The 26,587-nt window shown below is 70.6% G+C and carries 29 protein-coding genes; 16 read left to right on the top strand and 13 right to left on the bottom strand.

The window, feature by feature from the left end; genetic code table 11:
- Positions 1-57: 57 nt before the first annotated feature.
- On the top strand, positions 58-1,185 hold the full coding sequence (locus HDA40_RS14495) for a class I SAM-dependent methyltransferase (protein ID WP_253755954.1): 1,128 nt from the start codon (positions 58-60) through the stop codon (positions 1,183-1,185).
- A 99-nt stretch (positions 1,186-1,284) separates the two neighbouring features.
- Positions 1,285-2,442, top strand: a complete 1,158-nt coding sequence (locus HDA40_RS14490) for a low temperature requirement protein A (protein WP_253755952.1) — start codon at positions 1,285-1,287, stop codon at positions 2,440-2,442.
- Positions 2,443-2,465: 23 nt separating this feature from the next.
- Here HDA40_RS14490 and HDA40_RS14485 read toward each other — a convergent pair whose 3' ends face one another.
- On the bottom strand, positions 2,466-3,263 hold the full coding sequence (locus tag HDA40_RS14485; RefSeq protein ID WP_253755950.1) for a family 1 encapsulin nanocompartment shell protein: 798 nt from the start codon (positions 3,261-3,263) through the stop codon (positions 2,466-2,468).
- A complete protein-coding gene (locus tag HDA40_RS14480) occupies positions 3,260-4,303 on the bottom strand; it encodes a Dyp-type peroxidase (protein WP_253755948.1) in 1,044 nt (347 codons plus the stop codon). The genes HDA40_RS14485 and HDA40_RS14480 overlap by 4 nt, the downstream gene beginning before the upstream one ends.
- Positions 4,304-4,451: 148 nt before the next feature.
- Between HDA40_RS14480 and HDA40_RS14475 the strand changes: the two genes are divergently transcribed.
- The gene (locus tag HDA40_RS14475) at positions 4,452-5,228 is read left to right on the top strand and encodes a metallophosphoesterase (protein ID WP_253755946.1); all 777 of its coding nucleotides are present in this window, start codon (positions 4,452-4,454) and stop codon (positions 5,226-5,228) included.
- 260 nt (positions 5,229-5,488) lie between these two features.
- Here HDA40_RS14475 and HDA40_RS14470 read toward each other — a convergent pair whose 3' ends face one another.
- Positions 5,489-5,803, bottom strand: coding sequence for a hypothetical protein (locus tag HDA40_RS14470; RefSeq protein ID WP_253755944.1), 315 nt, complete (start codon positions 5,801-5,803; stop codon positions 5,489-5,491).
- Positions 5,804-5,991: 188 nt separating this feature from the next.
- Here HDA40_RS14470 and HDA40_RS14465 point away from each other — a divergent pair, with 188 nt between their 5' ends.
- A complete protein-coding gene (locus tag HDA40_RS14465; protein WP_253755942.1) occupies positions 5,992-7,332 on the top strand; it encodes a helix-turn-helix domain-containing protein in 1,341 nt (446 codons plus the stop codon).
- Positions 7,329-7,907 (top strand): peptide deformylase, encoded by a 579-nt coding sequence (def, locus tag HDA40_RS14460; RefSeq protein WP_253755940.1) that lies wholly within the window; start codon positions 7,329-7,331, stop codon positions 7,905-7,907. Before HDA40_RS14465 ends, def begins: the two co-directional genes overlap by 4 nt.
- Before the next feature lie 226 nt (positions 7,908-8,133).
- On the opposite strand, the gene HDA40_RS14455 is transcribed toward def, so the two are convergent.
- Positions 8,134-8,670: a GlcG/HbpS family heme-binding protein gene (locus HDA40_RS14455; RefSeq protein ID WP_253755938.1), complete on the bottom strand. Its 537-nt coding sequence runs from the start codon at positions 8,668-8,670 to the stop codon at positions 8,134-8,136.
- 293 nt (positions 8,671-8,963) lie between these two features.
- Here HDA40_RS14455 and HDA40_RS14450 point away from each other — a divergent pair, with 293 nt between their 5' ends.
- Genes HDA40_RS14450 through HDA40_RS14440 form a run of 3 tightly spaced genes read left to right on the top strand, consistent with a single transcriptional unit; the run spans position 8,964 to position 11,352 of the window.
- A complete protein-coding gene (locus HDA40_RS14450; RefSeq protein ID WP_253755936.1) occupies positions 8,964-10,046 on the top strand; it encodes a sensor histidine kinase in 1,083 nt (360 codons plus the stop codon).
- Positions 10,043-10,675: a response regulator gene (locus tag HDA40_RS14445; protein ID WP_253755934.1), complete on the top strand. Its 633-nt coding sequence runs from the start codon at positions 10,043-10,045 to the stop codon at positions 10,673-10,675. Before HDA40_RS14450 ends, HDA40_RS14445 begins: the two co-directional genes overlap by 4 nt.
- The gene (locus HDA40_RS14440) at positions 10,672-11,352 is read left to right on the top strand and encodes an ankyrin repeat domain-containing protein (RefSeq protein WP_253755932.1); all 681 of its coding nucleotides are present in this window, start codon (positions 10,672-10,674) and stop codon (positions 11,350-11,352) included. The genes HDA40_RS14445 and HDA40_RS14440 overlap by 4 nt, the downstream gene beginning before the upstream one ends.
- Positions 11,353-11,447: 95 nt before the next feature.
- Here HDA40_RS14440 and HDA40_RS14435 read toward each other — a convergent pair whose 3' ends face one another.
- Entirely contained in the window at positions 11,448-12,029 is a 582-nt protein-coding gene (locus tag HDA40_RS14435; RefSeq protein WP_253755930.1) for an FIMAH domain-containing protein, read from the bottom strand.
- Between the two features lie 113 nt (positions 12,030-12,142).
- Between HDA40_RS14435 and HDA40_RS14430 the strand changes: the two genes are divergently transcribed.
- Positions 12,143-13,282 (top strand): hypothetical protein, encoded by a 1,140-nt coding sequence (locus HDA40_RS14430; RefSeq protein WP_253755928.1) that lies wholly within the window; start codon positions 12,143-12,145, stop codon positions 13,280-13,282.
- A gap of 74 nt (positions 13,283-13,356) precedes the next feature.
- Entirely contained in the window at positions 13,357-13,914 is a 558-nt protein-coding gene (locus tag HDA40_RS14425; RefSeq protein ID WP_253755926.1) for an EF-hand domain-containing protein, read from the top strand.
- Between the two features lie 64 nt (positions 13,915-13,978).
- Here HDA40_RS14425 and HDA40_RS14420 read toward each other — a convergent pair whose 3' ends face one another.
- Positions 13,979-14,476 (bottom strand): MarR family winged helix-turn-helix transcriptional regulator, encoded by a 498-nt coding sequence (locus HDA40_RS14420; protein WP_253755924.1) that lies wholly within the window; start codon positions 14,474-14,476, stop codon positions 13,979-13,981.
- An 80-nt stretch (positions 14,477-14,556) separates the two neighbouring features.
- Here HDA40_RS14420 and HDA40_RS14415 point away from each other — a divergent pair, with 80 nt between their 5' ends.
- Together HDA40_RS14415 and HDA40_RS14410 are read left to right on the top strand one after the other, a co-directional pair.
- The gene (locus HDA40_RS14415; RefSeq protein WP_253755922.1) at positions 14,557-15,768 is read left to right on the top strand and encodes an amidohydrolase family protein; all 1,212 of its coding nucleotides are present in this window, start codon (positions 14,557-14,559) and stop codon (positions 15,766-15,768) included.
- Positions 15,769-16,126: 358 nt separating this feature from the next.
- Positions 16,127-17,668, top strand: coding sequence for an HNH endonuclease signature motif containing protein (locus HDA40_RS14410; RefSeq protein WP_253755920.1), 1,542 nt, complete (start codon positions 16,127-16,129; stop codon positions 17,666-17,668).
- Between the two features lie 340 nt (positions 17,669-18,008).
- Here HDA40_RS14410 and HDA40_RS14405 read toward each other — a convergent pair whose 3' ends face one another.
- Positions 18,009-18,464 (bottom strand): PPOX class F420-dependent oxidoreductase, encoded by a 456-nt coding sequence (locus tag HDA40_RS14405; protein WP_253755918.1) that lies wholly within the window; start codon positions 18,462-18,464, stop codon positions 18,009-18,011.
- Positions 18,461-18,964 carry a cupin domain-containing protein gene (locus HDA40_RS14400; RefSeq protein WP_253755916.1) on the bottom strand — a complete coding sequence of 168 codons (504 nt, stop codon included), beginning with the start codon at positions 18,962-18,964 and terminating at the stop codon, positions 18,461-18,463. The genes HDA40_RS14405 and HDA40_RS14400 overlap by 4 nt, the downstream gene beginning before the upstream one ends.
- Before the next feature lie 120 nt (positions 18,965-19,084).
- Here HDA40_RS14400 and HDA40_RS14395 point away from each other — a divergent pair, with 120 nt between their 5' ends.
- Positions 19,085-19,681: a TetR/AcrR family transcriptional regulator gene (locus HDA40_RS14395; RefSeq protein WP_253755914.1), complete on the top strand. Its 597-nt coding sequence runs from the start codon at positions 19,085-19,087 to the stop codon at positions 19,679-19,681.
- Here HDA40_RS14395 and HDA40_RS14390 read toward each other — a convergent pair.
- From HDA40_RS14390 to HDA40_RS14380, 3 genes are read right to left on the bottom strand one after another with little or no spacing between them, the layout of a single operon-like run.
- On the bottom strand, positions 19,678-20,259 hold the full coding sequence (locus tag HDA40_RS14390) for a GerMN domain-containing protein (protein ID WP_253755912.1): 582 nt from the start codon (positions 20,257-20,259) through the stop codon (positions 19,678-19,680). The genes HDA40_RS14395 and HDA40_RS14390 overlap by 4 nt on opposite strands.
- Positions 20,256-21,647 carry a sensor histidine kinase gene (locus HDA40_RS14385; RefSeq protein ID WP_253755910.1) on the bottom strand — a complete coding sequence of 464 codons (1,392 nt, stop codon included), beginning with the start codon at positions 21,645-21,647 and terminating at the stop codon, positions 20,256-20,258. The genes HDA40_RS14390 and HDA40_RS14385 overlap by 4 nt, the downstream gene beginning before the upstream one ends.
- A complete protein-coding gene (locus HDA40_RS14380; protein WP_253755908.1) occupies positions 21,644-22,318 on the bottom strand; it encodes a response regulator transcription factor in 675 nt (224 codons plus the stop codon). The genes HDA40_RS14385 and HDA40_RS14380 overlap by 4 nt, the downstream gene beginning before the upstream one ends.
- 204 nt (positions 22,319-22,522) lie before the next feature.
- Here HDA40_RS14380 and HDA40_RS14375 point away from each other — a divergent pair, with 204 nt between their 5' ends.
- The 3 genes from HDA40_RS14375 to HDA40_RS14365 are packed head-to-tail and all read left to right on the top strand — an operon-like array spanning position 22,523 to position 24,571.
- Complete coding sequence (locus HDA40_RS14375; protein ID WP_253755906.1) at positions 22,523-22,879, top strand: STAS domain-containing protein; 357 nt, start codon at positions 22,523-22,525, stop codon at positions 22,877-22,879.
- Positions 22,866-24,281: a trehalose-6-phosphate synthase gene (locus tag HDA40_RS14370; RefSeq protein ID WP_253755904.1), complete on the top strand. Its 1,416-nt coding sequence runs from the start codon at positions 22,866-22,868 to the stop codon at positions 24,279-24,281. Before HDA40_RS14375 ends, HDA40_RS14370 begins: the two co-directional genes overlap by 14 nt.
- 32 nt (positions 24,282-24,313) lie before the next feature.
- A complete protein-coding gene (locus tag HDA40_RS14365; RefSeq protein WP_253755901.1) occupies positions 24,314-24,571 on the top strand; it encodes a hypothetical protein in 258 nt (85 codons plus the stop codon).
- A gap of 43 nt (positions 24,572-24,614) precedes the next feature.
- Here the strand turns inward: HDA40_RS14365 and HDA40_RS14360 are convergent, their stop codons facing one another.
- Together HDA40_RS14360 and HDA40_RS14355 are read right to left on the bottom strand one after the other, a co-directional pair.
- Positions 24,615-25,247 (bottom strand): response regulator transcription factor, encoded by a 633-nt coding sequence (locus tag HDA40_RS14360; RefSeq protein ID WP_253755899.1) that lies wholly within the window; start codon positions 25,245-25,247, stop codon positions 24,615-24,617.
- Positions 25,235-26,485: a sensor histidine kinase gene (locus tag HDA40_RS14355; RefSeq protein ID WP_253755897.1), complete on the bottom strand. Its 1,251-nt coding sequence runs from the start codon at positions 26,483-26,485 to the stop codon at positions 25,235-25,237. Before HDA40_RS14355 ends, HDA40_RS14360 begins: the two co-directional genes overlap by 13 nt.
- Between the last annotated feature and the right edge of the window lie 102 nt (positions 26,486-26,587).

The raw sequence follows: 26,587 nt of genomic DNA, 5'->3' as shown, positions 1-26,587 counted from the left end.
GCCGCCGGCTGATTTCCCTGGCCCGGTAACAGATCCGTAAGGTCTGAATTGTCGGAGTTGGACTACGCTGAGGACGAGGACGCGTACGCGATCAGCGAGGTGAGCACGATGGCCGCTAGTGAACAGGCGATCGAGGAACTGTCGGGGAAGATCTTCTTCGCGGCGCTCGGGGCGACCGAGATCTGCAACGTCTACCTGGGTCACAAGACCGGCCTCTATCGCGCGCTGGCCGATCACGGGCCGCAGACCAGCGCCGGGCTCGCCGCCCTGATCGGCGCGGACGAGCGCAACGTACGCGAATGGCTGCAAGCGCAAGCGGTCAGCGGCCTGGTCACGGTGTCCGGTCAGGATCTGCGGACCGCCGAGTTCGCCCTCGTCGAAGGCGGCCGGGAAGTGCTCGTGGACGAGCTGTCCCCGGCTTACGTCGCGCCACTGTCGCAGGCCGCCGTCACCGCCGGCCGGATGATGTCGCGGCTGGTCGATGCCTTCCCATCGGGCACGGGCGTCGCGTACGCCGACTATGGCCCGGACGCGATCGGGGCGCAGGCGGCGCTCAACCGGCCGGCGTTCGTCAACGAGCTCGTCGCGTCGTGGCTGCCGGCGTTGCCCGGGGTAGCTGACCGGCTCGCCGACCGGTCCCGGCCGGCTGCCGTCGCCGACTTCGGCTGCGGCAGCGGCTGGTCGTCGATCGAGCTGGCCAAGGCGTACCCGCACATCACCGTGACCGGGTTCGACGCCGACCCGACGTCGATCGACGCGGCGATCAAATCGGCCGACGACGCCGGAGTGGCCGACCGAGTCACCTTCCAGCTGCGGGATCTGGCGCAGCCGGTGGACGGGCAGTACGATGTGGCCTTCCTCTTCGAATGCCTGCACGACTTCGGCTACCCCGACCGGGTGCTGCGAACGGTCCGGGCGGCGACGCCGGAGGGCGTGGTCGTGGTGATGGACGAGGCGGCCGACGACGTGCTGGTCGCCCCGACCGAAGACCCGGTGCAACGGTTCTTCGCCAACATCAGTCCGCTGTGGTGCCTGCCGCAGGGCCGCGACGAGTCCGACATGGATCCCATCGGCACGGTCATTCGCCCGGATCGGCTGCGGGAACTGGCCACCGGCGCGGGGTTCGCCGAGGTCGAGGTCGCGCCGATCGAGCACCCGTTCTTCCGGTTCTACACGCTCGCCTGAGCCCGCCGCCCCTGGGCTGGTGATGACGCTCTGCCGATGATGATCCGCCGGCAAAGGATGACGCTCTGGCGATGATCAGCGCTCCGGCATACTTGCCGGGTGACGATCAACGCGACGCCGCTGCGGGAGCGCACCCGCGAACAGGACCGGGTGACCTTCACCGAGCTGTTCTTCGACCTGGTCTACGTCTTCGCGGTGACGCAGCTGTCGCATCTGCTGCTGAGCAACCTGAGCTGGGCCGGCGCCGTGCAGACGGCGATGCTGCTCGTGGCGGTCTGGTGGGCCTGGCAGTACACGACGTGGTTCACCAACTTCTTCCACCCCGACCGCCGCCCAGTACGCGTTGTGCTGTTCGCGGTGATGCTGGCCGGGCTGGTCATGGCGGCGATGCTGCCGGACGCGTTCGGCGGGCACGGCGCGGATCGGGGACTGGCCTTCGCCGTGGCGTACGCCGTGATCCAGATCGGCCGCACCGGGGCAGCGGTGTACTTCTTCCGCGACATGCCGGTGCAGCGCGCCAACTTCCTGCGCATCCTGTTCTGGAACGCGCTGGCCGCGTCGGTGTGGATCGCGGGCGGCTTCGCGCACGGCCCCGCCCGGTACGCCCTCTGGCTGACCGCGATCGTGCTCGACCTCGCGGGGCCGCCGCTGCTGTTCCCGACGCCCAGCCTGGGCCGATCGCGCACCACCGAATGGGACATCTCCGGTACGCATTTCGCCGAGCGCTGCCAACTCTTCCTGATCATCGCGCTGGGCGAGTCGATCCTCGTGACCGGGGCGACCTTCAGCTCCCTGCCGTTCACCTGGGACCGGCTGCTGGCGCTGGTCATCGCTTTCCTCGGCGCGGTCGCCTTCTGGTGGGTCTACTTCGACCGCAACGCCGAGATCGGCAGCGACGTCATCGCCCACTCGACGGACCCTGGCGCGTTGGGGCGCAACGCCTTCACCTACTTCCACCTGCCCATCGTGGCGGGCGTCATCGTCAGCGCGGTCGGCGACGAACTGGTCATCGCGCATCCGCTCGGCCACTCCAGCTGGCCCGCGATCGCGACGATCCTCGGCGGCGCGGCGCTGTTCCTCGCCGGGCACGCGCTCTACAAATGGGCGCTGTCGCGGCAGCTCTCGCGCATACAGCTGGTCGCGTCCGCCGTGCTGATCGCGGTGATGCCGATCGCGCCGCAGCTGCCGCCGATCGTGCTCGCCGGGCTCGCGACAGTGGTCGTCGCCACCGTGGCGATCCGCGACAAACGCCGCTAGCCGTCGCCGGTGGATGATGGTCGCTAGTGCACGGAGACGGCGGCTTCCGCGGTGAGCGCCAGGAACGTCAGCGACTCCTGGAGGTACAGCTCGATCACGTTGCCGTCGTGGGCCAGGTATCCGATGGACAGGTCCTGGCCGAGATGCAGCTCGTAGTCGCCGCCGCGGGTGGACACGAGCAACGCGCCCGCCAACGCCGGCGCCCAGATGATCTCGCCGTCCTTCAGCAGCCGGGCGAGGTGCTGATGGATGGGATACCCGTGATCGGTCGTCTCCGCGACCGCCGTGTACGCCTCGGCCGACAACAGCAGGCTGTAGGGCCCGGCGACACCGGCGAGCCGCAGCGCGCTCATCGCGCGGGCGACCGTGTCGGGGAACTCCTTGACGTCGGCGGGCATCGGCAGCGGCGCGTTCGAGCTGAACGGGCCGATCCCGACGATCCCGGCCGCCGACGAGCCGTCGAAGATCGTGCGGTCCTCGGCGAATCCGATGCGCTTGGCGGCGTCCTTGACCGGCTGCCAGTCGGAGTCCTTCGCGCCGCGTTCGACGTCGTCGACCGCCTGCCGCGTGACGGTGAACGGTACGCGCAGCTCCACGACCGGCTGCGCCAGTCGCTGCCGGGCGATCACCCCGTCGAGCTGGGCGTCGAGGTCACGGAGATGACCGGTGCCGACGGCGGACAACGTCACGCCGGTGGGGCCGACGACGTCGACCACCCGCCGTCCGCCGACGTTACGGGTGAACGTGCGGCGTGCCTCCGCCTCGATCTCCGCCCACGCGGCCTCGGAGATCGGGGCGAGTTCCCGGTGCAGGTTGTTCATGACTGTCCGCTCCCTTTCAGGCTCCCGATCGCCAGCGACCCGGCGGTCGCGCCGGGACTCGGCTCGGCGGGCTCGCTGATCGTCGTCCGCAAGGCCAGCCGGGCGGTGCTCTCGGCGGGCGGATCTTCGAGGAACTCGGCCGTGGGCACGAAGAAGAGGTTGCCGGTGACCGCGGTGGAGAAGTCCAGGATCCGGTCGTGGTTGCCGGGCGGGTTGCCGAGGAACATGTTGCGCAGCATCTGCTCGATCACGTCCGGCGTGGCGGCGTACCCGATGAAGTAGGTGCCGAACTCGCCCTTGCCCACCGAGCCGAACGGCATGTTGTCGCGGACGATCTGCCGCTCGGTGCCGTCGGCGTCGGTGATGGTGTTCAGCGCGACATGCGAGTTGGCCGGCTTCACCTCGTCGGGCAGCTCGATGTCGCTGAGCTTGCGGCGGCCGATCACCCGTTCCTGCTCCTCGACCGGCAGGCGGTCCCAGGTCTCCAGGTCGTGCAGGTACTTCTGCACGACGACGTAGCTGCCGCCCGCGTACTCGGGGTCCTCGTCGCCGATGGTCACCGCGGCGACCGCCGCCGAGCCGGCGGGATTCTCGGTGCCGTCGACGAAACCGAGCAGGTCCCGCTCGTCGAAGTAGCGGAACCCGTGGACCTCGTCCACGACGTCGGCGTACCCGGTGAGGCGCGCCATGATCTGCCGGGCCAGCTCGAAGCACAGGTCAAGACGTTTGGCTCGCAGATGGAACAGCAGGTCGCCCGGCGTCGAGACCGCGGTGTGGACGCTGCCCGTCAAGGCGACGAACGGGTGCAGCCCGGCCGGCCGGGTCAGCCCATACGCCCGGTCCCAGAAGTCCGCGCCGATCCCGACGACGCAGCTCAGGCCGGCCTCCGGCGCGCGGAACCCGACCGCACGCGTCAGCCCGGCGACGTCGGCGAGCACGTCGCGCATCTCGTCTTCGACGCCGGCCCGCACCGTGACGACGAGGAAGATCGCCGCCTTCGCCGGTGGCATCAGCACTGTCTGTGGTTCGAGAATCGTCATCGGATCACCCTTCGGATCATCCCCGGCCAGCCTATCGGCGCGGCGGCGGTTCAGCCGGGGAATGCCGGACGAGATCCATCCCATTCGGCGGGCCACTGTGCGGGGATTGGCGCTTGCCCGGCCGGACGGCGGGGCAGACTGTGAAGTCATGATCTTCGCGCACATCAGCGACACTCACTTCGACGGCGGCGAACGGGCCCGGCTGCGTGCGCGGCGGGTGATGACCTGGCTGCGGGGGATGCCGCTGGACGCGATCCTGGTCAGCGGGGACATCGCCGATCACGGCACGGAGGCGGAGTACGAGGAAGCCCGGTCCGAACTGGTCGCCGAGGTTCCCGTGCTGCTCCTGCCCGGCAATCATGACGTACGCGCGGCGTACCGCAAGGTGCTGGGCGGTAATGGGGCGGGCGATGGGGTCGACCAAGGAGCTGGCGGTGAGCCGATCAACAGCGTGCACCGCGTGGGCCGGGTCTTGTTCGCGCTGTGCGACTCCAGCATCCCGGGCCGGGACGACGGGCTCCTCGCGCCGGAGACGCTGGCCTGGCTGCGCGAGGTGCTCGCCGGTGCCGACCGGCCCGTGTTCGTCGGGCTGCACCATCCGCCGATCCGGCTGCGGCATCCGCTGCTCGACTCCATCATGCTCGGCGAGCCCGACGAGTTCGAGGAGCTGATCCGGCGCTCACCCGGCGTCGTGGGGGTGCTCGCCGGTCACGCACATTCCGCGGTGGCCTCGACGTTCGGCGGACGACCGTTGCTCCTCGCCCCGGGGGTCGTCTCGACGACCCGGCTGCCGTGGGCCACGCCGGGCGAGCTGACCTGGGCGAACACCGTCGACCGGACGGATCCGCCGGGGGTGTCGTTCCACGTGCTCGACGACGACGGTCGCCTGGCGACCCACTTCCGCATCGCACCAGAGCCGGCCTGACGGAACGCCGGCCTGACGGAACGCCGACCTGATGGAGCGCCGGCCTGACGGGAGATCCGGCCCGTCGGGCGGGAGAGCCGGGCGCCCTGTCCGTGGGGCGCCCGGGCGAGTCAGCCTTAGGCCGGCATCGTCAACCTCCTCCTGATGCGACGGACGGCCGGTTCCGTCCCGCGAGGCCAACGACCCCGAACCGCGGTTCGGACGGCCAGTGAGGGGGAGATCACCCGCACGTGGAGTGCGATCGGGCCCTACGGGTGACGTCAAGCGTCGGGGGTCGGGTGACCGCGCGGGCGGCGCATCCGGCGGGTCACCGGCTTCTGGACGGCGCCCGTGCTCACGAGGTGGTCGTAGATCGCGTCCCGGTACGCGACGACCGCCACGACCAGGTCGGAGGCCAGTTCGAGATCCGCCTTCGTGAGCTCGCCGCCTTCGCTGGCGGCGAACGGGGTCAACATGATCTCCATCAGCCCGGATCTGACCCACAGCATCGGCGGGCCGCCGTCCTCGGTGTCGGTCCGGATGATCGCCTCCGAGCCGAGGCGGACCACAACCTCCAAGGCCGAGGGCTCCCGCACGACGTCCTCCGGTGTCCTGCCAGTCGTGTTGCCAGTCGTCTTGCCAGTCGTCTTGCCCGGTGTCACGGTGACCAGCCAACCAGGTACGCCGGCCCACCGACACGGTGACAACGTGGCAGAAAGGTGGCATCCCCGTTGCACGGGGTGTCCTGATCTGCGTAAATATGCAAGACGGTTGGGGGTGAGGGGTGAAGCGCCGCGCGTTGGCCGAACGTCGCAAGATGATGGGGTTCAGTCAGGAGGATCTGGCCGCAGAACTCGGCGTCGACCGGACCACCGTCCTCCGGTGGGAGTCCGGCGAGACCGAACCCCAGCCGTGGCATCGGCCCCGGCTGGCCAAGGCGCTGCAGCTGCCCGTCGAGGACCTCGCCGACCTGCTCAGCGGCCCGCCTTCGGCGTACGCCCCGGGCCTGCCGCCGGCCCGAACGCTGTCCTTCGAGGACGAACCGTCACGGGAGTTGTACCGGCGTGGGTACGGCTTGCTGGCGCACGGCGACCGGGAGGGCATCGGGGCGGCCGAGGCGCTGCTCGAACGGGCGGTCCATCACGATCCGACGTTCGCGGGGGCCATCGCGGCCCGCGGCTACACCCGATGGCGGAAGTACTTCGCGGGCTGGTCGGACTCCGGCGAGGCCCTGCAACGCGCACTCCGGGACGTCGAGGCGGCCCTCGAAGCGGACCCCGGTTCGGTCATCGCCCAGATCACCTTCATCCGCGCCTGCTGGGACATGGGCTGGCACGAGCACGCCCTGCGGGCCGGCCGCTCGGTCTACACCCGGCACCCCGACAGCCTCGACGCCTCGGTCGCGTTTGCCCGCGCGCTGACCAACGCCGGGCTCGCCGACGTCGCGCTTCCGCTGGTCGACTCGGTGCTCGCGGCCGACCCCACCGACCTCGCCGCCCAGAAGCTGCGGATCTGGTGCCTGATGCTGCTCGGCCGCTCCGCCGACGCGGTCGAGACCGCGAGCGCGTACCTGCCCGGTCACCCCACCGACGCGAACACACGCTGGGCGGTCGCGCTGGCGGCGTACCACTGGGAAGGCAGCGGGGACCTCGCGGCGCGAGTGGCCCGCGAAGCCGTGGCGGCCGATCCCGAGGACGTGACAGTGTGGACGCTCCTGGGTTACCTGAGCCCCGGGACCTGGGCGGAAGCACTGGACCGGCTCGGCGCGACCGAGCCGAACAGCCGGACCGCCGCGTGGCTCGCGAACATCCACGCGGCCGCCGGACAGCGGGAGACGGCCCGCCGCCTGGCCGACGACCTGCGGGCCGCCCACCCCACGAACGGCTACATCATCTATCGACTGGCCCACGTGTACGCGGAACTGGGGCAGACCGAGCCGGCGCTGTCGTGCCTGCGCGCCGCGATCGACCTGGGTTTCCTGTCCGTGCAGCTGCTTCGCCGCGAAGCGGACTTCGGCCTCGCCTCGCTGCGGGGAATACCCGACTATGAGACGCTCATCCGACAGCTCGACGACAATGTGGAGCGATGCCGACGGCAGTACGTACCTTGGGGAGCCGCGAGATGAGCTTGGCCAAGAGTGACCGTGCCTGGATGTCCGGCCTCGCCGGCGAAGGACTGGTCACCATCGGCGACCCCCGGCTGAAGGTGCCCGTCGCGGCGATCGACCCGCCGTCGGAGGCCCACGACCTGCTGGACGCGATGGTCACGCGACTGCGATCGCTGAACGGCGCCGGCCTGGCCGCCCCGCAGGTCGGCGTCTCCGCCCGCGCCGTCATCGTCGAAGTACGCAAGACCGACGTCTTCCCCGACCGGCCCGAGACGCCGCTCGTCGAGATGATCAACCCCGTGATCGTGCAGCGCACCCCGGCCGACGTGCTGGGCTGGGAAGGGTGCTTCAGCGTACCGGGGATCATGGGGGTGGTGCCCCGGTCGTTCTCGGTCGTGGTCACCTTCGCCGGACGAGACGGCACGGTCGTGAACCAGGAATTCACCGGGTACGCCGCCCGCGTCGTCCAGCACGAGGTCGACCACCTCGACGGGCACGAGTTCGTCGACCGGATGAGATCGATGGCGAGCCTCACGACCGTCCAGAACTACCTGGACCATCGCCGCGACGACCCCTCCTGGCTCACTGCTTGACCCCTGTCGGGCTCTCGCGGCCCGGCTTTCGCGGCCCGGCTTTCGCGGCCCGGCTCGCGGCCCGGCTTTCGCGGCAGGGTTTTGGCGGCAGATCACGGATATGCATGGAATCTTTGGCCAAGATCGCATGCATATCCGTGATCTGCTGCCTTCAGCGCGCCAGCGCCAGCGCCGAGCGGGGAGCGGGGGTCAGCGCCTAGCGAAGCGCGCGGCGGGGGTGAGGGGGTCAGCGGAGCGCGGCGGCGCCGGCGGCGGCGTACTTCTCGTCCAGGTCGCCACTGGGCGCCCCGCCCACGCCGATGGCGGCGATCGGCGTACCGTCGACGACCACGGGAACCCCGCCACCCAGGAACAACGTGCCGGGGATGTCGCGGATGGACGGTCCGGTGCCCCCGGCTCGGCCGGCGAGCGCCGAGGTGGGCTGACCGAACGACACGGCGGTGAACGCCTTGCGCTCGGCTGACTCGTCGGTCTGCGGGCCGGCGCCGGTGCTGTGGAGGGCCAGCCGGACGACGCCGGAGCGGTCCATCACGACTACGGAGACCTTCTGGCCGTCCTTCGTCGCGGCGGAGAGAGCGGCCTGCGCGGCGCGCAGGACGGCGTCGTCGGTCAGCGTACGCACTTCGACGGTGGACCGGACGGACACGGCGGGGACGGCGGTGACGGCCGCGGCGGTGCTGGCCGGCAGTGCGATGCCGAGGGCTCCGGCGGCGGTCAGCGCGCCTGCTCCGACGGTGAGGGCGAGACGACGGCTAATCTGCATGATCCCATTCCTTTCGAACGACTGACTCCGAGCGACTGACTCCGAGCGGCTGACTCCGAGCGGCTGACTCCGAGCGGCTGACTCCGAGCGACTGACTCCGAGCGACTGACTTCGCAGCGGCTGACTTCGGGCTGGCTTTCCAGTGCCTGTTTCGAGCGGCCGGTCCGGCGGAACGTCCGGCCGACGGATTCGAGTCTTGCCGGGAAAGGGCGGCCCCACCTGCGGCGGTAGATGGATCGCGGCATCCATCGAATGGTTGATGGCGGCGTTCGGCGCGGCCGTAGGGTTGGATCATGCGCGTCTGGATGCATGCCGGCTTCTACCTGTTGCTCGCCTCGTCGGCGGCCAGGTACGTGGCTCGGCATGGCTGGAACGCGCCGGTGCTCGGGCTCGCCGCGTTGCTGGCGGTCGCGTACGCCGTCGCTATGGTGTGGCGGCCGGTCTGGCGGCCCCGGCGAGTAGGTCTGCTCGTGGTGGCCGCCGTCTGGCTGGCGATCGTCCTGGTCGCGCCCAGCTTCGCGTTGTGTGCCGTGCCACTCGTCTTCGTCGCGTTGGACGACTACTCGCCCCGGACCGCGGTGACGATCATCGCCGTGCTCACCGCCGTGGTGGTGCTCTCGTTCGTCCGGCTCAACGGCTGGCATCCCGACGTCGGGCTCATCGCCGGCCCGGCCGGGGTCGCGATCATCACCACGGCCGCGTACCTCCAGTTGGCCCGGACCAGTCAAGCGCTGGCCGAGAGCCGACGCCGGGCGGGCGCGCTGGAAGAGCGCGCCCGGCTGGCCCGTGACCTGCACGACACCGTGGCTCAGGGGATGTCCAGCGTGAATCTGCTGCTCCAGGCGGCCGACCGGGCCTGGCCCGCGGACGCCGCGCAGGCGAACCTGCGGCAGGCGATGACCGTGAACCGGGAGACCCTCGGCGACATCCGGACGGTCGTGATGGATCTCAACTCGCTCCAGGGCCGTTCCCTGGAACAGGCGATCGCCGACGTCTGCGCCGGCGTTCGCGGCCCCGGGGTCCGGTTCGCCGTCGACGGCGACCGGTACGCGCTGCCGGAGTCCACCGCCATGACCTTGCTGCGGATCGCCCAAGGCGCCCTGGCCAACGTCGTCGAGCACGCCCACGCGCAGACAGCCGCGGTCACCTTGAGCTACCTGCCCAACGAGGTGCGGCTCGACGTCGTGGACGACGGGGTCGGCTTCAACAGCGCTCATTCCGGTGCCAGGCCGCCGGCCGGTCCGGGCCGAGGGTTCGGGCTCGAGGCGATCGCGCGCCGGGCCGAGCTGGCCGGCGGCCGGGTGACCATCGAGTCCGAGCCGGGCCGGGGCACGGCGATCGCGGTGGCGATCCCGGCGGAGGGAGCCTCCTCATGAGACTGATGCTGGTCGACGATCATGTGGTCGTCCGGGCGGGCCTGCGCGCGCTGCTCGAATCCCAGCCGGGCGTCGAGGTCGTCGCCGAGACGGGCACCGGCGAGCAGGCGGTCTCGCTGGCCGCCGCGCTGCATCCGCAGGTCGTCCTGATGGACCTCCAGCTCGGCTCGGGCATCGACGGCGTCGAGGCGACCCGGCGGCTGCTCGCCCTCGAACCCGCGCCCCGGGTCCTGGTCCTGACCACATACGACAGTGACGCCGACGTCGTCCGTGCGATGGCCGCCGGGGCGGTCGGCTACATCCTCAAGGACATCGCGCCCGACGACCTGTTCCGCGCGATCGGCGACGCGGCCGCTGGGCGTACCGCGCTGTCGGCCGCCGTGGCCGGTCGGCTCGCCCGTCAGGTGCACCAGCCGGGTGTCGCGTTGTCCGCCCGGGAGACCGAGATCGTCACTCTGCTCGCCGAGGGCCTGACCAACCAGCAGCTCGCCCGCCGCCTGCTGATCAGCGAGGCCACGGTCAAGACCCACCTGGTCCACATCTTCAGCAAGCTCGGCGTCGACTCGCGTACCGCGGCGGTCACGGAAGCGGTCAACCGCCGCCTGATCACCCTGCGAGGCCGCCCATGAAGCGCCGTCTGATCATCCTGTTCGCGGTCCTCGCGGCAGTGCTGTCCCTCACCGTCGTCGCCCTGCAGAAGGAGAAGACCGAGATGCCCCCCTCTGCCGAAAACCTGCTGTCCGCAGCCGCCTCCGGTGACACCGCGACGGTACGCCGAGAGCTGGCGGCCGGCGTGCCGGTCGACGTACGCGACGGCCATCGGCGTACGCCGTTGCTGCTCGCGGCGTTGAACGATCACGTCGACACCGCGAAGGCGCTGCTGGACGCGGGGGCCGACGTCGACGCCCAAGACGACCGCAACGACAGCGCATGGCTGGTCACCGGCGTCACCGGCAGCGTGGCGATGCTGGAGACCCTGCTTCCGGCCGGACCGGATCTGAACCTGCGCAACCGGTTCGGCGGGATCTCGGTGATCCCGGCCAGCGAACGCGGCCACGTCGACTACGTACGCCGAGTCGTCCAGACCGGCATCAACGTGAACCACGTCAACGATCTCGGCTGGACGGCGATGCTGGAAGCCGTGATCCTCGGCGACGGCACCCGGCCCTACGTCGAGATCGTCGGCATCCTGCTGGATGCCGGAGCCGATCCGGCCATCGCCGACAAGGACGGCGTCACGCCGTTGCAGCACGCCACGGAGCGCGGCTACACCGATCTCGCCGCGCTGCTCCGGCCCCGCGACTGAGCTGCCGGTCGGCCTGCCTCACTCGCCTGCCCCATTGCCTGTCTCAGTTGCCTGTCTCAGTTGCCTGTCTCAGTCGCCTGTCTCAGTCGCCTGCGTCAGTTGCGGGGGAGGACCTTGGCGATCTCGGAGAGCGCCGCGTTGAGCGCCTGATATTCGCGGTCGCCGATCTGATCCTCTTGGTGGAAGCGCGTCAGATGCCGGGCCGCGTCGGTCAGGTCGCTCCACGCCCGCCGGTTTCGGCCGCTGGCCGCGTCCCGGGCCAGGTCACGCAGATCGCCGTCGAGGGTGTCCGCCGCCTCGCCGTCGATGCGATCGGCCCGGTCATACGACGCGACCAGGTCGCGGGCGGCCGCGATGAGCTGCGCGGCCGTCTTCTTGGCCGGGGTCGGCGACGGCTTGCGGGTCGGCGACGGCGAGATCTCCGTGGCCTCCGGAGTCGGCTCCAGCACTTCCTCTTCGGTGGGCTCGGCGGCGACGGTCGGCCCGGCGACCGGCTGCTTCGGCTCCGGTGTGCCGCCCGACAGCAGCAGCCCGGTGAGGATGCCCAGGACGATCGCCAGGACGGCGGCCCCGCCGATCACGCCGAAGAGCCACCGGTTGGACGAGCCTTCGGCGGCGTGCCGTCCCGGTTGGGTGGTCGGCAGCATCTGCGTCGGCGGATCCTGGTCGTACGCCATGTCGCAGATAATGCCCGGCCGCCCCGGTCCGACGAAACCCGTGACACCGGCCCGTCCACACGCAGTGGCCCACCTGGCGGCTGGGCGTGCCCCGGCCGCGTACGCTGCGCGGCATGACTGACCTGGTAACCCGGTATCTTCAGCTCGGCCTGCGGCTCGGCCGGGTGGAGGAAGGGCTGGTCGACGTCTATTTCGGGCCGCCCGAGCTGGCCGAGGCCGTCGCCGCCGAACCGGCGCCCACTGCGGGCCGGCTCGCCGTCCAGGCCGCCGAGCTGCTCGCCGACCTGCCGGACGGCTGGCTGCGTGACCAGGTCAGCGGCGTTCGGGCGTACACGGGAGTGCTGGCCGGCGAGCGGCTGACCTTCGCCGAGGAGGTCGCGGCCTGTTACGGCGTACGCACGGAGTTCACCGACGAGTCCGTCTTCGCGACCGCACACGAGCAGCTGTCGGAGTTGCTGCCGGGATCCGGCCCGCTCGGCGATCGGTTCCGCGCCTGGCGTACCAGTCAGGTGCTGGAGCCGGACCGCGTCGAGGCGTTGGCGCGGGCGGCGATCGAGCTGGGCCGGGCTTGGACCGAGCGGCTGGTGGAGCTGCCGCCGGGCGAGGGCGTCGAGCTGGCGCTGGTACGCGACGTGGCCTGGTCGGGGTTCAACGAGTATCAGGGCGACCTGCGCGGGCTGACCTCGATCAACCTGGATCATCCGCGGACCGCGCTGGACACGCTGCATCTGGTGTTGCACGAGACCTACCCGGGGCATCAGGCCGAGCGAGTGCTCAAGGACCACCTTCTCGTACGCGGCCAGGCTGACCTCGCGGAGACGCTCGTCCTGGTGCCGACCCCCCAGTCGCTCATCAGTGAGGGCCTGGCCGAGCTGGCGCTGGACCTGGTCGTCGACGGGCCGGGTGGGGCGGAGTTCACGGCTGCCCTCGGCGTCGACGTGCGCCACGCGCTGGCAGTGGAACGGGCCATCCAGCCGTTGCGCTGGGCCGACGTCAACGCCGCCATCATGCGGTCGGACGAAGGTCGGTCCGACGATGAGATCCGCGCCTACGTACGCCGCTGGGGTCTGCTGGACGAGGAGCAGGCCGAACACGTGCTGCGGTTCATGAGCGCGCCCGGCAATCGGACATATCTGGCGGTCTATCCCGCCGGTCGGGAGCTGTGCCGGGGCTATGTGAACGGTGACCTCGCGAGGTTCCGGCGGCTCCTGACCGACCAGGTACGCGTCAGCGACCTCGACGATCCGCGTTGATGATCAGCATTGACCCGTCGCCTTGTCGGGTTAGTCCCGTTGTATCCGCTGTATGACCGCTCTACCGTGCATTCATGGAGAAAACGCCGCTATCCCCCAAATTGGATGCCGCTTTCGACCAGATCGACCTCGCCCGGCGCGGCGCGATCGACCGCACCGCGATCCTGCACCAGGCCGGGCGCGTCCTCAGCGCGTTCGGCCAGGAGACCTCCACCGCCCGTGGGCGGGAGACCGTCGCCCTCTACGGCTGGTACTGGGACTGCCTGTCCGCACACGCGGGCGTACCCAGTGACGGGCGCATGACGCGAGAGGAGTTCGGCGCGGCCTTCCAAGGCGCGTTCATCGACGGCGAGAAGTTCGCCGCCGTCTACACGCCGATGGCGCTCGCCACGATCCGGCTCGCCGACACCGACAACGACGGCTACCTCGTCCCGGCCGAGCTGGCCCGGCTGTGGCACGCCATCGGGTCGTCGGTCGACGACATCACCGGCGCGTTCACCGCCGTCGACGCCGACGGCGACGGCCGGCTCTCCGTCCTCGAAGTGCTGGACGCCATCCGCGACTTCTACACCAGCGACGACCCCGCGTCGCCGGGCAACATGCTCTACCGGCAAGTGGCGCCCACGGCCTAGTGCCGGCCGCTCCTGGCAGGTGGCGCTGGCGGCATAAGGCCGGTCGCCTGCTCCTGGCGGCGGCTTATGGCCGGTCGCCGAGCGCCAGCAGCACCTGCCGAAGCGCAGCGATCGCCGCTTTCCGATCGGGCTCCGGCACGGCCGCCAGTGCTGTCGCCTGGGCGGCGGTCGCCGCGCGTACGGCTTCCTCCGAAAGCTGGACGCCCGGTTTCGTCAGGCGTACCCAGGAGCTGCGGGCGTCGGCCGGGTCGGCTTCGCGGTCGAGCAGTTTCGCCTCGGTGAGCCGGCGTACCAGGTTGCTCGTGCCGCCCGAGGACAGCATGAGCCGAGTGGCCAGATCGGACGGTCGCAGCCGATAGGGGGAGCCGGACGCACGCAGCACCGCGAGGATCTCGTACTCGGCTTTGGTCAGGCCGAGCCGGGCCAGTTCGGCGTTGACCTTGTCGCCGAGGATCGCCGCGAGCCGGGCGGCCCGCTTGGCCAGCTCCAGCTCTTCGCCGACGACGCCGGGCAGCTCCTGCGCCCAGGCCGCGGCGATCTCGTCCGTGGAGTCCCTGCTCACGCCCTCGATGGTAGTGGAGGGTTGCGGCCCGGTCCGATCATGAAGTATCTTTCAGAAAAGCTTTCTCGAAAGGTATTATCGTGCTGCTTCTCAAGAACGCCCACGTGGTGCCCGGTGACGGCGCGCCCGAACTGCTCGCCACCGACGTCCTCGTCCGCGACGGCGAGATCGCCGCCGTCGCCCCGAACTTAGCCGCGCCGGGCGCTGAGGTCATCGACGCCACGGGCCAGGTGCTCATCCCTGGATTCGTCGACACGCACCGCCACGTCTGGCAGGCGCCCCTGCGCGGCATCGGCCCCGACCTGACCCTGCCCGGCTACTTCGAGGTCGTCCTCGGCCGTGCACTGTCCGCGTACCGGCCGGAGGACACGCACCTCGCCGTCCGGCTCGGCGCCGCGGAGGCGCTCGACGCGGGCATCACGACCGTCCTGGACTGGAACAACACCAGTCACGCCGAGGCGGTGGCTGACGCGTACCAAAGCCTGGGGATGCGCGCGGTCATCGCGAGCGACCAGCCCCGCGCAGATCTCACGGGTACGCTCAGCGCAGCGCTCGCCATCCTCGGCCCGGAATACGGCCCAGCCGACGAAGCCGAGGCACTCCTGCGCCGGGCGCGGGACCTGGGCATCCTCGTGACGATGCACATCGGCGGCGGGCGTACGCCGTCAGCAGTGTCGCGAATGGACGAAGCTGGCCTGCTCGGCCCCGGTGTGCATCTGGTCCACCTGAACTCCGTGACCGCCGACGAGGCCAAGCTCCTCGCCGACACCGGTGCCGGAGTCACCGTGACGCCGCTGGTCGAAGAGCTCATGGGCCACGGGGTCTCGGCGTACGGCCGGCTCGCCGACGCGGGCTGCCGACCCGCACTCGGCGTCGACGTGGTGGTCAACTCCGTGCCGGACCTCTTCGAGGTCATGCGGGCGACCCTACGAGCCGAGCGTACGCGCGCCGTCCCGAGCGCGTCCGCGCCGATGCTTCCGGCTGCGCGCATGCTCGAAGCGGCCACGGTAGACGGGGCACGGGCGCTCGGCCTGAGCGACCGGATCGGCACGATCGCCGTCGGCAAACGAGCCGACCTGGTTCTCCTTGAGGGGCTCACCCACCTCGCCGGAAGCGCCGACTGCGCCGGTGCGGCGGTAACGTCCCTACGGCCCTCCGACGTGGACACGGTCATCGTCGACGGCCGCGTCGTGAAGCGTTCCGGCCGGCTCGTCGACGTCGACCTCGCCGCCCTCCGCGCCTCCGCCGCCGACCTGGGACGCCGCGCCCTCGGCGCGCCAGCCGCTCGCTGATTCCTGTGTTTTGCCGAGCGTTGCTGCTCGCTGAGTCGTGCTGCTCGCTGGATCCGGCTGCTCACGCGGACCGGCTGTTCGTTATCGCCCGCTGCTCGCAGGTCCAGCTCTTTGGTGGTCTGTGCACCCGTGGTGTGTGATTTCCGGCCGAGTAGCAAGATCATGCTCCGATGGTGTGCGCTCAAGGGCCGTTTCGCGTATACGACAGGCGCATGATCACGGAGTCCGACACGAAACCGCAGATCATGGGCGCACTACGGCGTTTGTCGCTTGTGGACTGACTGGGTGGTGAACGTGGCACATTCTGGTGACCTTGACCCCCTGGAAGGTGTCGTACCTTCGTTCTAACGTTGATCCCATGGGCGGGCTGTTGGCGCAGGTGGAGGCGGATGTCGCCGAGCTGGTCGCCGGTCCCCTGTGGACACTTTCGGACACCGAGATCACCGACGAAGTCCGCCGAGTTCATGCGACGATCCAGCAGCTGTCGGCCCGGCTACTCACGTTGATCGGCGCGGCGGACAGTCGCGAGATCCCCTACACCGCAGGTGCGACCGGCACCGCGAACTGGCTGACCTATCTGCTGGCCATGCGGCATCGCGATGCCGTCGTGTGGACCAAGCTGGCCAAGCTGCTGCCCGAGACGCCCGTGGTCGAGGAAGCGCTCGCCGCCGGGCGGGTCACTGTCGAGCAGGCGCGGGTGATCACCAAAACCGTGCACGACCTGCCCTCAGCCGTGGGTGAGGTGGGTAAGGCGAAAGCCGACCAGGCGTTGACGAAGCTGGCGGTCGAGGATCGGCTGCGACCGGAGACGCTGGAGAATCATCGGTCGCAGATCCTGGAACTGGTCGCACCGGAGATCGCCTTGGAACGCCTGCGCCGCGATCTGGAACGCGCCGAACGATCCGCCTACGACCGGCGTGACTTCACCCTCGTTCCCTATGGGGAGGGGGAATACCGGTGCGCGGTGTCCTCGATTCCGAGATGGCTGCGATCGTGCGGACCGCGTTGGATCCGTTGTCCGGACCACGCAAGCCCGCACCCACCGCTGCGGCTGCCGCACTGCCCGATGCCACGGGCAATTGTGCCGCTTGCTCCCCTAACGATGGCCCCGGCGCTGGCGGCAGCGGTGTTGCGGGCTGCGCTTGCGGCCGTGCGGGCTGCGCTGACGTCGGCGCGGATACACGAGGCGGTGTTGCCGGCTGTGCTAGTGGCGGTGTTGCGGGCTGTGCTGGCGGAGGCTGCGCGCATTGGGGGCGGTGCGGGTGCCGGCGGTGCGGATGCGGTAGAGGGCGATCGTGCGTCGGGTCGGGTGCTGCCGGGTGAGCCGGATCTGCGTTCGGCCGGCGCCCGGCGGGCTGACGCCCTGGTCGAGGTGTGCCAGCGGATCATGAACGCTGGCGAGCTGCCCGACAACGGCGGCGAGAAACCTCACCTGACGATCACCCTGCCCTGGGACGCCCTCCAAGCCAAGGTCGGCGCGGGCTTGCTCGACACCGGCGACCTGCTCACCCCGGAGACCGTGCGACGGCTCGCGTGCGACGCGATGATCATCCCGGCCGTGCTCGGCGGTGACGGGCAAGTGCTCGACGTCGGCCGCGCCCGCAGGCTGATCGACGGCCCGCTTCGGCGTGCGCTGGTGTTGCGGGACAAGGGATGCGCGTTCCCCGGTTGCGACCGGCCACCCCAGTGGTGCCACGGCCACCACCTCAAGGCTTGGGCAGACGGCGGAACCACCTGCCTCGCCAACAGCGTCCTGCTTTGTGGCTTCCACCATCGCGAGATCCACCACGGGCATTGGGAAGTCCGGATGAGACCCGATGGCTTTCCCGAGTTCCTCCCGCCCGCCTTCGTCGACCCGCTTCGAAGACCGGTGCGGAACACCCTCCGCCGAAGATGCTGAGATCGGTGTTGTTGCGGGCGGGCCTGCGCCGGCCCGCCCTGCTCCGGCCGCCGCAGCGTGATCGCGGTACGACGACAGGGTCCTACCGCGTATTCGTCGCCGTTCCCGCGACGGCTTGCATCGCTGCCAGCATTTGCGTCGCTGCCAGCATTTGCGTGGCTGCGAACATTTGCGTCGCTGCGAACATTTGCGTCGCTGCGAACATTTGCGTGGCTGCGAACATTTGCGTGGCTGCGAAGATTTGCGCCTCGGCGAGGGTCCGCCGCTCACCGACGGGTGTGCCACATCGCGATCAGGAGGCGATGTGATCAGGAGGCGGTGTGATCAGGAGGCGGTGTGATCAGGAGGCGATGTCTAGGGCGGCTCCGTAGAGGCGGGACACTCGGATGCGGATGACGACTCGCCGGTCGGCCACGAGCTGCTGGAGGAATTGCTGCTCGGCGGCGGGATCGGCGAAGCCAGGCGTCATCGCCAGCAGTTCCCGTCCGACCGCGTCGCCGGGTTCGGCGGAGGGTGGGGAGACTTCTGCTTCGCCTTCGGCGACGGCGTACGACCAGACGGTGGGGCCGGTGACGTGCAGGGCGGTCCGCGGATCGCGCCGGAGTTGGCGGACTTTGAGGCGGTCGGCGGTGGACGACACGCGGATCATCCGTTCAGGGGCGCTCCATCGGTAGAGCACTGTGGACAGATGCGGGTGGCCGTCCCGCTTGACGCTGGCCAGGATGCCGAACCGTTGGCCGTCGAGGAGCTGAGCGGCCTGCTCGTCGCTCAACGGGGCCGGCGGCGCTCCGCTCATGGCCAGAGTTCCGTGGGTACGTAATGGGTGTCGTACAGCTCCTGGGCTTGGAGCAGATCGTCCCAGCTCGCCTCGCCGGCGTGGACTCGGTCGAGCAGGCGGAAGTAGTCGGCGCGCGGCGTACCGGGGGTGAAGACGCACAGGAAGTCGGCGTCGTGGCCGGGCGCCGGTGCGTACGCATGGGGCATGTAGGGCGGCACGAGCAGGAGATCGCCCTCGTCCAGCGTGAGGATCTCCTGGCCGAGCAGGACGCGCAGCCGGCCGTCGATGACGAAGAACAGCTCGTCGCAGTTGGCGTGGAAGTGCGGCGGGGTGCCCGGTGTGCCGTCCCGCAGGGTGGTGCGGTGGCTGGTGAGGACGCCGCCGGTCGCTTCAGCGTCGGCGAGCAGCGTGATGACGCTGGACGGGTCGCTTCTGAGGATCTCGGCGTCGGTGTCGCGGACGAGCACGCCGCCGCGGAGCAACGCGAACGCACTGCTGAGCTGGGTGAAATCGGACACGAGGGCCTCCGGGGACGAAAACAGGAGACGAGACGTTCTGTCTCGCGTTGAACTGTGCCTGGGACGATCCGAGTTGTCAAGACGAGACGTATCGCCTCGCGAGCGGTAGAGTGATGGTCCGTGAGCCGTCAACCCGATCCGAACCGGCGCAACGAGCAGTCGCGGCAAGCCATCGTGACCGCCGCTGCTGACCTATGCGCCGAAGTCGGCTTCGCCGCCGTCACCGTCGAGGCGATCGCCGCCCGAGCCGGCGTCGGCAAGCAGACGATCTATCGCTGGTGGCCGTCGAAGGCGGCGGTGCTCCTGGAGTACATGGAGCGCGAACGCGAGCGGGCGGCCGGCTTCCCGGACACCGGCGATCTGGCGGCCGATCTGCTCACGCAGACGACGGCGCTGCAGCGGCTCTTCGACTCCGACGCCGGCGCGGTCTGGCGTGGGTTGCTGATCGCCGCGCAGTCCGACGACGTCGCCGCCGATGGCGTACGCGCACTGCTGGAACAGGCGATCGTCGAGGCGAAGCAGCGCCTGACGAAGGCGCAGGGAACCGATGAACTGCGGTCCGACGCCGACCTCGACATGGTTGTCGAGATCATTTTCGGCCCGCTGTACCACGCTTGGCTCCTCCGAACTCGGCCGCTGCCCAAGGCGTACATGTCGGATGTGCTGAAGCTGGTGTTCGAGGGTCTGAAGCCGCGGGACCGACCGCTGATCCGCTAGCCGAGCAGCATGCTGTAGTCGGCGGCGGTCAGCGGGCCTTCCGACAGGGACCCGTCCCCGCGCGGTACGCCGACCGGATGCCCGTCCCGGGTGAACACGACACCGTGGATGTCTCCGCGCGCGGTCAGCGTGCAGACGAGCTGGGCGTATCCGAGCGCTTCGTCGGCGCGGCCGTTGCCGTCGACCGGGGCGGTCAGGGTCAGCTCCACGCGGTCGCCGGCGACGGAGAACGCCGCCACCACGTTGGTGCCGCCGAGCGCGGTGGACAGACCGGTGTCGCGTTCGGTCTGCGTCGGGCCGACCTGCAGGGCGTTGATCAGCTCGTCGACTGTCGGCTGGGCGTCCACTCGCCGGGTGACCGAGACCAGTTTGCCGTCCAGGACGAAGTACAGCATCTCGGTGAGGCGACCGGTCGCCGTCGTCGCCGGAGTCGACGGCACGGGCGAGCTGAGCCCGGCGAACGGTCCGGGCGGCGGCGACACACTGCGCGGTTCGGACTCGGCGGGCACGCCGCATCCGGTGACACCGACTCCGGCGACCAGCAGGACGGCGAGGAGGGCTGAGGCTCGTCTGCTCACGCCAGCCTCCCGTCGGGCTCTTCGGGGGACAGGTCTATCTCCACATGGAACCGGGCGCCGCCGCCGGGCCGGTCGGTGACGGTCGCGTCGCCGCCGTGAGCCAGGGCGTGCTGTCGGACCAGGGCCAGCCCGAGGCCGGTGCCGTCGGAGTCGGCGCGGGCGTTCGCCGCCCGGCCGCGGACGAAGCGGTCGAAGATCGAGATCCGGTCGGCAGGCGGTACGCCCGGACCCTCGTCGTCGACCTCCAGCCAGCCGGTGCCGGCCGTGCCGCCGAGGCGTACCGCGGTCGGGCCGCCGCCGTGGCGTACGGCGTTGTCGAGGAGGTTGGCGATGATCTGCTCGAAGCGGCGCGAGTCGACCGGCCAGACCGGGGTGAAACCGGGTTCGGCGACGGAGACGATGCCGGGATCGAAGCCCTTGCGGGCGACGACTTGGCGGGCCAGCTCAGCGACCTCGGTGAGCCGCCGGTCGGCGGGCTGATCGGCGCGGGCGAGTTCGAGCAGATCGGTGACGAGCGTCTGGAACCGTTCGACTTCGTCGGCCACCAACGAGGCGGCCTGGGCGGACCGCGGATCGAGCTGGTCGCGGCGGCGGGCCAGCACGCTCGCGGCGGCGGCCAGCGTCTGCAGCGGCGAGCGCAGCTCGTGGCTCACGTCGGCGGCGAACCGGCGATCCCGTTCCAGTCGGGCGGCGAGCTGGTCGACCATGCGGTTGAACGACGTGGTGAGCCGTTCGAGGTCGGGTTCGGTCGCCGGATCCAGCCGGGCTGTGAGGTCGCCTCCGGCGATGTCGCGCGCGGCGTCGGCCACCACTCGCATCGGCCGCAACACGCGGCGGCTCGCGTACGCGCCCAAGGCCGCGCCGGCCGCCGTCGTCGCTGCCGCCACCAACGCCAGCACCAGCGACATGACGCGCAGCGTCCGGTCGAGCTCCTTCATCGAGTCGATCATGTAGAAGCGGCTGCCGTCGGGCAATGGAATGCCGATCGCCCAAGCCGGGCCGCTCTCGACGCGTACGCGTTGCACGGCGGTGTGCCCGGAGCCGACCAGGGATTGCAGGTCGGCGGGCAGTGCCTTGGTGTACCCGGTGTCGGCGGTACGCGAGTAGAACCGGCCGTTCCGGTAGATGATCGCGTGGCGGCTGCTGCCGGTGTCGAGCGTACGCAGCACTTCCTGGACGTCGGGGTCGTCGTCGGCGGCCAGCCCGGCGTTGACCACGTTGGCGTCGAAGTACGCCGCCCGCAGCGCCGACCGCTCCCGTCCGCTCAGCAGCGTCTGCCGGGTGATCTGGAACGACGCGATCGCGATCGTCGCCGAGATGACGAGCGCGCCCAAGGCGAACGCCGCCGTCACGCGTACCCGCAGGCCGGGCTGCCGGAGCCGCCTCATCGCTGCAACTTGTAGCCCAGACCGCGCACGGTGACGAGGTGCTTCGGCGCCGACGGCTCGACCTCGATCTTCTGCCGCAGGCGCCCGACGTGGACGTCCACCAGGCGTTCGTCGCCGAAGTCGTACTCCCAGACCCGTTCGAGCAGCTGCTGGCGGGACAAGACCATGCCGGGATGCTCGGCCAGCTCGCACAGCAGCCGGAACTCCGTGCGCGTCAGCGCGACCGGTTCGCCGTGCAGCGTGACTTCGCCGGCCAGCGGCAGGATGGTCAGCTCGCCGAAGATCAGCGTCGGCATCGCCGTGGCGGCGGCCCGCGCCCGGCGGCGCAGCGCGCGCAGCCGAGCGGTCAACTCCTTGACGGCGACCGGTTTGACCAGGTAATCGTCTGCACCGGCCTCCAACGCGGCGACGATGTCGTGGGTGTCGCTGCGGGCGGACACGACGACGATGGGGACGTCGTCGGCTCGGCGAAGCTCCCGGATCGTGTCGAACCCGTCCAAGCCGGGCAGCATCAGGTCGACGAGGACGGTGTCGGCCGGGTTCTTGCGTTGCCGGGCCAGGCCCTCCTCGGCGGTCGGGGCGCCCTCGGCGGCGTAGCCCTCGTCTTCGAGGGCCAGCACCAGCGACAGCCGGATCCGGTCGTCGTCTTCAATCACCAGCACCGAGGCCATGCGGGCCATCATGCCCACCGGTCGCGCCGCTGACCAACGCCGAAGCGGGCGTATGAGACCTGATCGGCGGTTTGTCACGAGACTGTCATGGTTTGGGGCCGGGGTCGCCACATCCGTTTCCCAAGGTCGGAGCGTCAGAAGAGGCAGAGGTCAGAAGAGGCAGAGGTCAGCAGAGGCAGAGGCCGATAGCCGGAGGTGGGGACGATGGTGCGTGGTTCGGTGAGCCGGATTCCCGTCGTCGAGCTGGTCGTCACGGAGGAACTGGACCTGTGGGCGTTGTCGCGGCTGACGAGGCTGCTCGACGACGCACTGGCCGTTTCGCCGGTGGAGATCGTGCTCGACCTGGAGCAGTGCCCGTATCTCGACGCCGCCGCCATCGGGGTGCTGCTGGAAGCGCATCGGCGGGCCCGCCTCGACGGCGGGGTGCTGACGCTGCGCGCCCCGTCGGAACGGCTTCGGCGCAACCTGCGGCTGGCACGGGCGGATCGGGTCCTGCATGTCACTCCAGCTGAACCGGACGGCGCCGTCCCGCCGGGGGAGGCGCCAGATGCCGCGGCCTGAGACGTTCGACCTGGTCACGCTGGCGCACGCGCTGCCCGCCGAGGTGGTTGCCGCCGGCTGGCTACTCCGGCGGCGGGCCGCCGATCCCGCGGCAGGTTTCGCGGCGGCGACCGGCGAGCGCGACGGAGTCTGGGTCGCGCTGCACGACGTGCTGCCCCGCGATGCTCAGGTCGCGGGTGCCTGGCTGACCGGGCTGTTCGCGCCGAGCTCGGACATCGAGGAGTACTACCTGGGACAGTGCCGGGAGACGTTGCTGCCGCTGATGCACGAGTACGGTCCGCCGCCGCAGTTCCACCAGCCGTGGCAGGCCGCGTACCGGCGGGTCAATCATCGGTACGCCGTCGTCGCCGCCCGGCTTGCCGCCCCGGGCGCGGTCGTCTGGATCCACGACTATCACCTCCTGCTGGTGGCGGGCTATCTTCGCCGGGCGCGGCCGGATCTGCGGATCGGCGTACACCTGCAGGCGCCGTTCCCGCCGGTGGAACGGTTCCTGCGGATGCCCATGCGGGACAAGGTCATGCGTGGGCTGCTCGGCGCGGATCTGCTCGGTCTGCCGGACGCGCGGTCGGCCGCGAACTTCCTCGACGCGGCGCACGAGGTGACCGGGCTGCGCCGGGGCGACCGGCTGCTGCTGGCCGACGGGCGCATGGTGGTCGCGACCGCGTTCCCCCCGTCGATCGACGCCGCCCGGTTCGCCGCGTACGCCGCCGATCCGGGCGTTCGCGACCGTGCCCGGGACCTCCGCGAGAGCCTGGGCGATCCACGGACGGTGCTGCTGTCGGTCGGCGCGCTCGACGAGCACGAAGGAGTCGAGCGACGCCTCGACGCGTACGCCCAGCTGATCGCGGAGGGCCGGGTCGATCCACTGACGACGGTGCTGGTGCATGTGGCGGCGGCCGGTTCCGAGGCGGCGCACCCGGCGGCCGTGCAGGAGCGGGTGGATCGGCAGGTAGCGCAGATCAACGGGATGTTCTCCCGGCTGGGGCACCCCGTGGTCCACTACGTCCGGCACGAGCTGGACACGGCCGAGCTGACCTCGTTGTACCTGGCGGCCGACGTGCTGCTGGCGCTGCCGTTGCGGCAGGGCGCAACGCTGGCCGCCAAGGAGTACGCCGCCACCCGGCTCGACGACACGGGACGGATCGTGCTGTCGGAGTTCTCCGGGACGGCGGCTGAACTGCCGGAGGCGGCGATCGTCAATCCCGAAGACCTGATCGAGGTGAAGGACGCCATCTGTGCCGCGATCGAGCTCCGGGCCAAGCCGGACGACGGGATGGCGGCGATGCGCCGGCGCGTACGCGAGCACGACGCGCCGAAGGCGACGACCGCGTTTTTGGACACATTGGACGCTGTGACCGCGTATCGGGTGCCGGACAAGGCTCGGGCGACGTGCGCGCGGTGATGTGGCGGCTGCTCGCCGGGGTAGGGTCGGTGATGCTTCCGTACGCTCCGGACGAATCGCTGCCCAAGGAACTCGCGATCGCCCGAGCGATCGCCGCCGTGCCGCATCCGGGTGGCGGCGTACGCGAATGGACGTTCGCCGACGCCACACAGGCGCACGGTTGGTGGCTGGTCGTCCTGGAGGAACGCCGTGCGGTCCACGTCGTCGAGGTGTGCGCCCGGACCGGCGACGTCCGAGTAGTCACCTCCCGCGCCGCGATGCCGCCCACGGGTAACCGCAACAGGCCGTGACACGGCCCATGACCGGCCCGAGCCGGCCAGCCCAGGCCAGGCCCTAGGCGTTCAGGTACGCGAGCACGGCCAGCACCCGGCGATGCGAGTCGTCCGAGGGAGGCAGGCCCAGTTTGGCGAAGATGTTGCCGATGTGCTTCTCCACCGACACCGGGGCGAGCACGAGGGCGGCGCAGATCGCGGAGTTCGACATACCCTGCGCCACGAGGTCGAGCACCTCTCGCTCGCGTGGTGTGAGCGCGGTGACGCCCTGGTTCTGGGCGTTGCGGGCGAACAACTGGCGGACCACCTCGGGGTCCATCGCGGTGCCGCCCGCGGCCACCCGTTCCACCGCGTCGAGGAAGTCGTCGAGCGCGGTCACCCGATCCTTGAGCAGGTAACCCACCGCGCCCTTGCCGTCGGCGAGCAGTTCGGCGGCGTACGTGCGCTCGACGTATTGGGACAGGATCAGCACCGGTGCCGGGCGCAGCCGCAACGCCGCCCGGATGCCTTCGTCACGATAGGACGGTGGCAGGCGGACGTCCACGATGGATAGATCCGGTTGGTGCTCGGCCACCGCTTCGAGCAGCGCGTCGGCGGTGTCCACCGCGGCCACCACCTCGTGGCCCGTGCCGGTGAGGATGCTGACCAGGCCGTCGCGGAGCAGCACGAGGTCTTCGGCGATCACGATGCGCATGGGATCTCCGCTCTCAGGCGGGTCGGCCCGCCGGGTGGACTGGTGACGATGAACGTGCCATCAAGGGCCTCGATCCGGCGGCGCAGGCCGTCGAGCCCGGAGCCGGCCGGCTCGGCGCCGCCGGTCCCGTCGTCGGCGACCTCGACGGTCAGGTGTTCGCGACCGCTCGCGGCGACGTGGCGGGCGAGGACCGAGCAAGAGGTCGCTGCCGCGTGCTTGACCGCGTTCGCCAAGCCTTCCGCGACCACGAAGTACGCCGCCGACTCGACCGCCGGAGACAGCCGCTCGGGCGTCTCGATCGTGACGGCGACCGGGATCGGGCAGTCCCCGGCGAGCGCGCTCACCGCGGCAGCCAGTCCCCGGTCGGTGAGGATCGGCGGGTGGATGCCGCGGACGAGTCGGCGCAGCTCGGCCAGCGCCTCGTCGAGCTGACGGCGAGCGGTCGCGATCCCGTCCAAGACACCGGCGCCGTCCGGAGCCGGGGCGGCGGGAAGCGTGCGCGCCCGGCGTTCGGCCAGGGCGAGCGTCATCCCGGCCGCGACGATGCGCGCCTGGGCTCCGTCGTGCAGGTCCCGCTCGATCCGGCGTAGTTCGGCGGCTTGGGCGTCGACCACCCGGGCCCGGGACGCGGCCAGCTCCTGGGCCCGCCGGACGAGCCGGCCGTGCTCACCCGGGGCGAGCAACGCGACCGCCACCCGGGCCTGCGCCGACGCCAACTGCCGCACCAGCCACATCGCGATCGGGATCAGGGCGATGCCGACCGCCGAGATCAGGAGACGGCCGCTGTGCGTACCCATGGCTTGCTGGATCAGTGGATGCGCACGACGCTCCGGGACCGACCAGGCCCACGCTGGGGCGATCACGGCCGCCGCCGTCACCACGGTCGTGACCACCGCGATGATGCCGAGGGTCAGGCCGACCGGGAGGAGTACCGCGAACCAGACCATGTCGCGCCAGGTCGCGGGTTGGGCCGCGACCTGGCGGACACGGGCTCGGCCGGTGGCGGTGACCGGGAGGTACGGCGGGGTGATCGGGGCGCCGAGGACCCACGCGGCCCGGCGGCGTTCGAGGTCGGCCAGGTGGCGGTCGAGCCAGGTGACGGCCAGGAAGACCGGCGCGCCCAGCGCGGTGACCGCCCCGACCGCCATCAGCAGGGTCGTGGCGAGCGTCCAGACGAACCCGGCCGGCCCGGCGACCAGACTGGTCACGAGATAGGCGAAGGATCGGGCGGTACGCACCGGGTGGAGTGTAATGCGGGTGATCATTGCGCCGGCCATGTTGCTTCGGGCGGCGAATCGTCCGTCGAAACGACGTGGCCGGCGCATTTGATCACACCTCTC

This window comes from Hamadaea flava (genome assembly GCF_024172085.1).
GTDB lineage: Bacteria > Actinomycetota > Actinomycetes > Mycobacteriales > Micromonosporaceae > Hamadaea > Hamadaea flava.
This window is presented reverse-complemented; position numbering and strand designations above follow the sequence as displayed.

What these genes read in the sequence shown, in the direction of transcription:
- HDA40_RS14485 (WP_253755950.1), bottom strand. Translation starts at nt 3,263, where the DNA reads ATGAACAACCTGCACCGGGAACTCGCCCCGATCTCCGAGGCCGCGTGG.
- HDA40_RS14480 (WP_253755948.1), bottom strand. Translation starts at nt 4,303, where the DNA reads ATGACGATTCTCGAACCACAGACAGTGCTGATGCCACCGGCGAAGGCG.
- HDA40_RS14475 (WP_253755946.1), top strand. Translation starts at nt 4,452, where the DNA reads ATGATCTTCGCGCACATCAGCGACACTCACTTCGACGGCGGCGAACGG.
- def (WP_253755940.1), top strand. Translation starts at nt 7,329, where the DNA reads ATGAGCTTGGCCAAGAGTGACCGTGCCTGGATGTCCGGCCTCGCCGGC.
- HDA40_RS14455 (WP_253755938.1), bottom strand. Translation starts at nt 8,670, where the DNA reads ATGCAGATTAGCCGTCGTCTCGCCCTCACCGTCGGAGCAGGCGCGCTG.
- HDA40_RS14450 (WP_253755936.1), top strand. Translation starts at nt 8,964, where the DNA reads ATGCGCGTCTGGATGCATGCCGGCTTCTACCTGTTGCTCGCCTCGTCG.
- HDA40_RS14445 (WP_253755934.1), top strand. Translation starts at nt 10,043, where the DNA reads ATGAGACTGATGCTGGTCGACGATCATGTGGTCGTCCGGGCGGGCCTG.
- HDA40_RS14440 (WP_253755932.1), top strand. Translation starts at nt 10,672, where the DNA reads ATGAAGCGCCGTCTGATCATCCTGTTCGCGGTCCTCGCGGCAGTGCTG.
- HDA40_RS14435 (WP_253755930.1), bottom strand. Translation starts at nt 12,029, where the DNA reads ATGGCGTACGACCAGGATCCGCCGACGCAGATGCTGCCGACCACCCAA.
- HDA40_RS14430 (WP_253755928.1), top strand. Translation starts at nt 12,143, where the DNA reads ATGACTGACCTGGTAACCCGGTATCTTCAGCTCGGCCTGCGGCTCGGC.
- HDA40_RS14425 (WP_253755926.1), top strand. Translation starts at nt 13,357, where the DNA reads ATGGAGAAAACGCCGCTATCCCCCAAATTGGATGCCGCTTTCGACCAG.
- HDA40_RS14410 (WP_253755920.1), top strand. Translation starts at nt 16,127, where the DNA reads ATGGGCGGGCTGTTGGCGCAGGTGGAGGCGGATGTCGCCGAGCTGGTC.
- HDA40_RS14405 (WP_253755918.1), bottom strand. Translation starts at nt 18,464, where the DNA reads ATGAGCGGAGCGCCGCCGGCCCCGTTGAGCGACGAGCAGGCCGCTCAG.
- HDA40_RS14385 (WP_253755910.1), bottom strand. Translation starts at nt 21,647, where the DNA reads ATGAGGCGGCTCCGGCAGCCCGGCCTGCGGGTACGCGTGACGGCGGCG.
- HDA40_RS14380 (WP_253755908.1), bottom strand. Translation starts at nt 22,318, where the DNA reads ATGGCCTCGGTGCTGGTGATTGAAGACGACGACCGGATCCGGCTGTCG.
- HDA40_RS14375 (WP_253755906.1), top strand. Translation starts at nt 22,523, where the DNA reads ATGGTGCGTGGTTCGGTGAGCCGGATTCCCGTCGTCGAGCTGGTCGTC.
- HDA40_RS14370 (WP_253755904.1), top strand. Translation starts at nt 22,866, where the DNA reads ATGCCGCGGCCTGAGACGTTCGACCTGGTCACGCTGGCGCACGCGCTG.
- HDA40_RS14365 (WP_253755901.1), top strand. Translation starts at nt 24,314, where the DNA reads ATGCTTCCGTACGCTCCGGACGAATCGCTGCCCAAGGAACTCGCGATC.
- HDA40_RS14360 (WP_253755899.1), bottom strand. Translation starts at nt 25,247, where the DNA reads ATGCGCATCGTGATCGCCGAAGACCTCGTGCTGCTCCGCGACGGCCTG.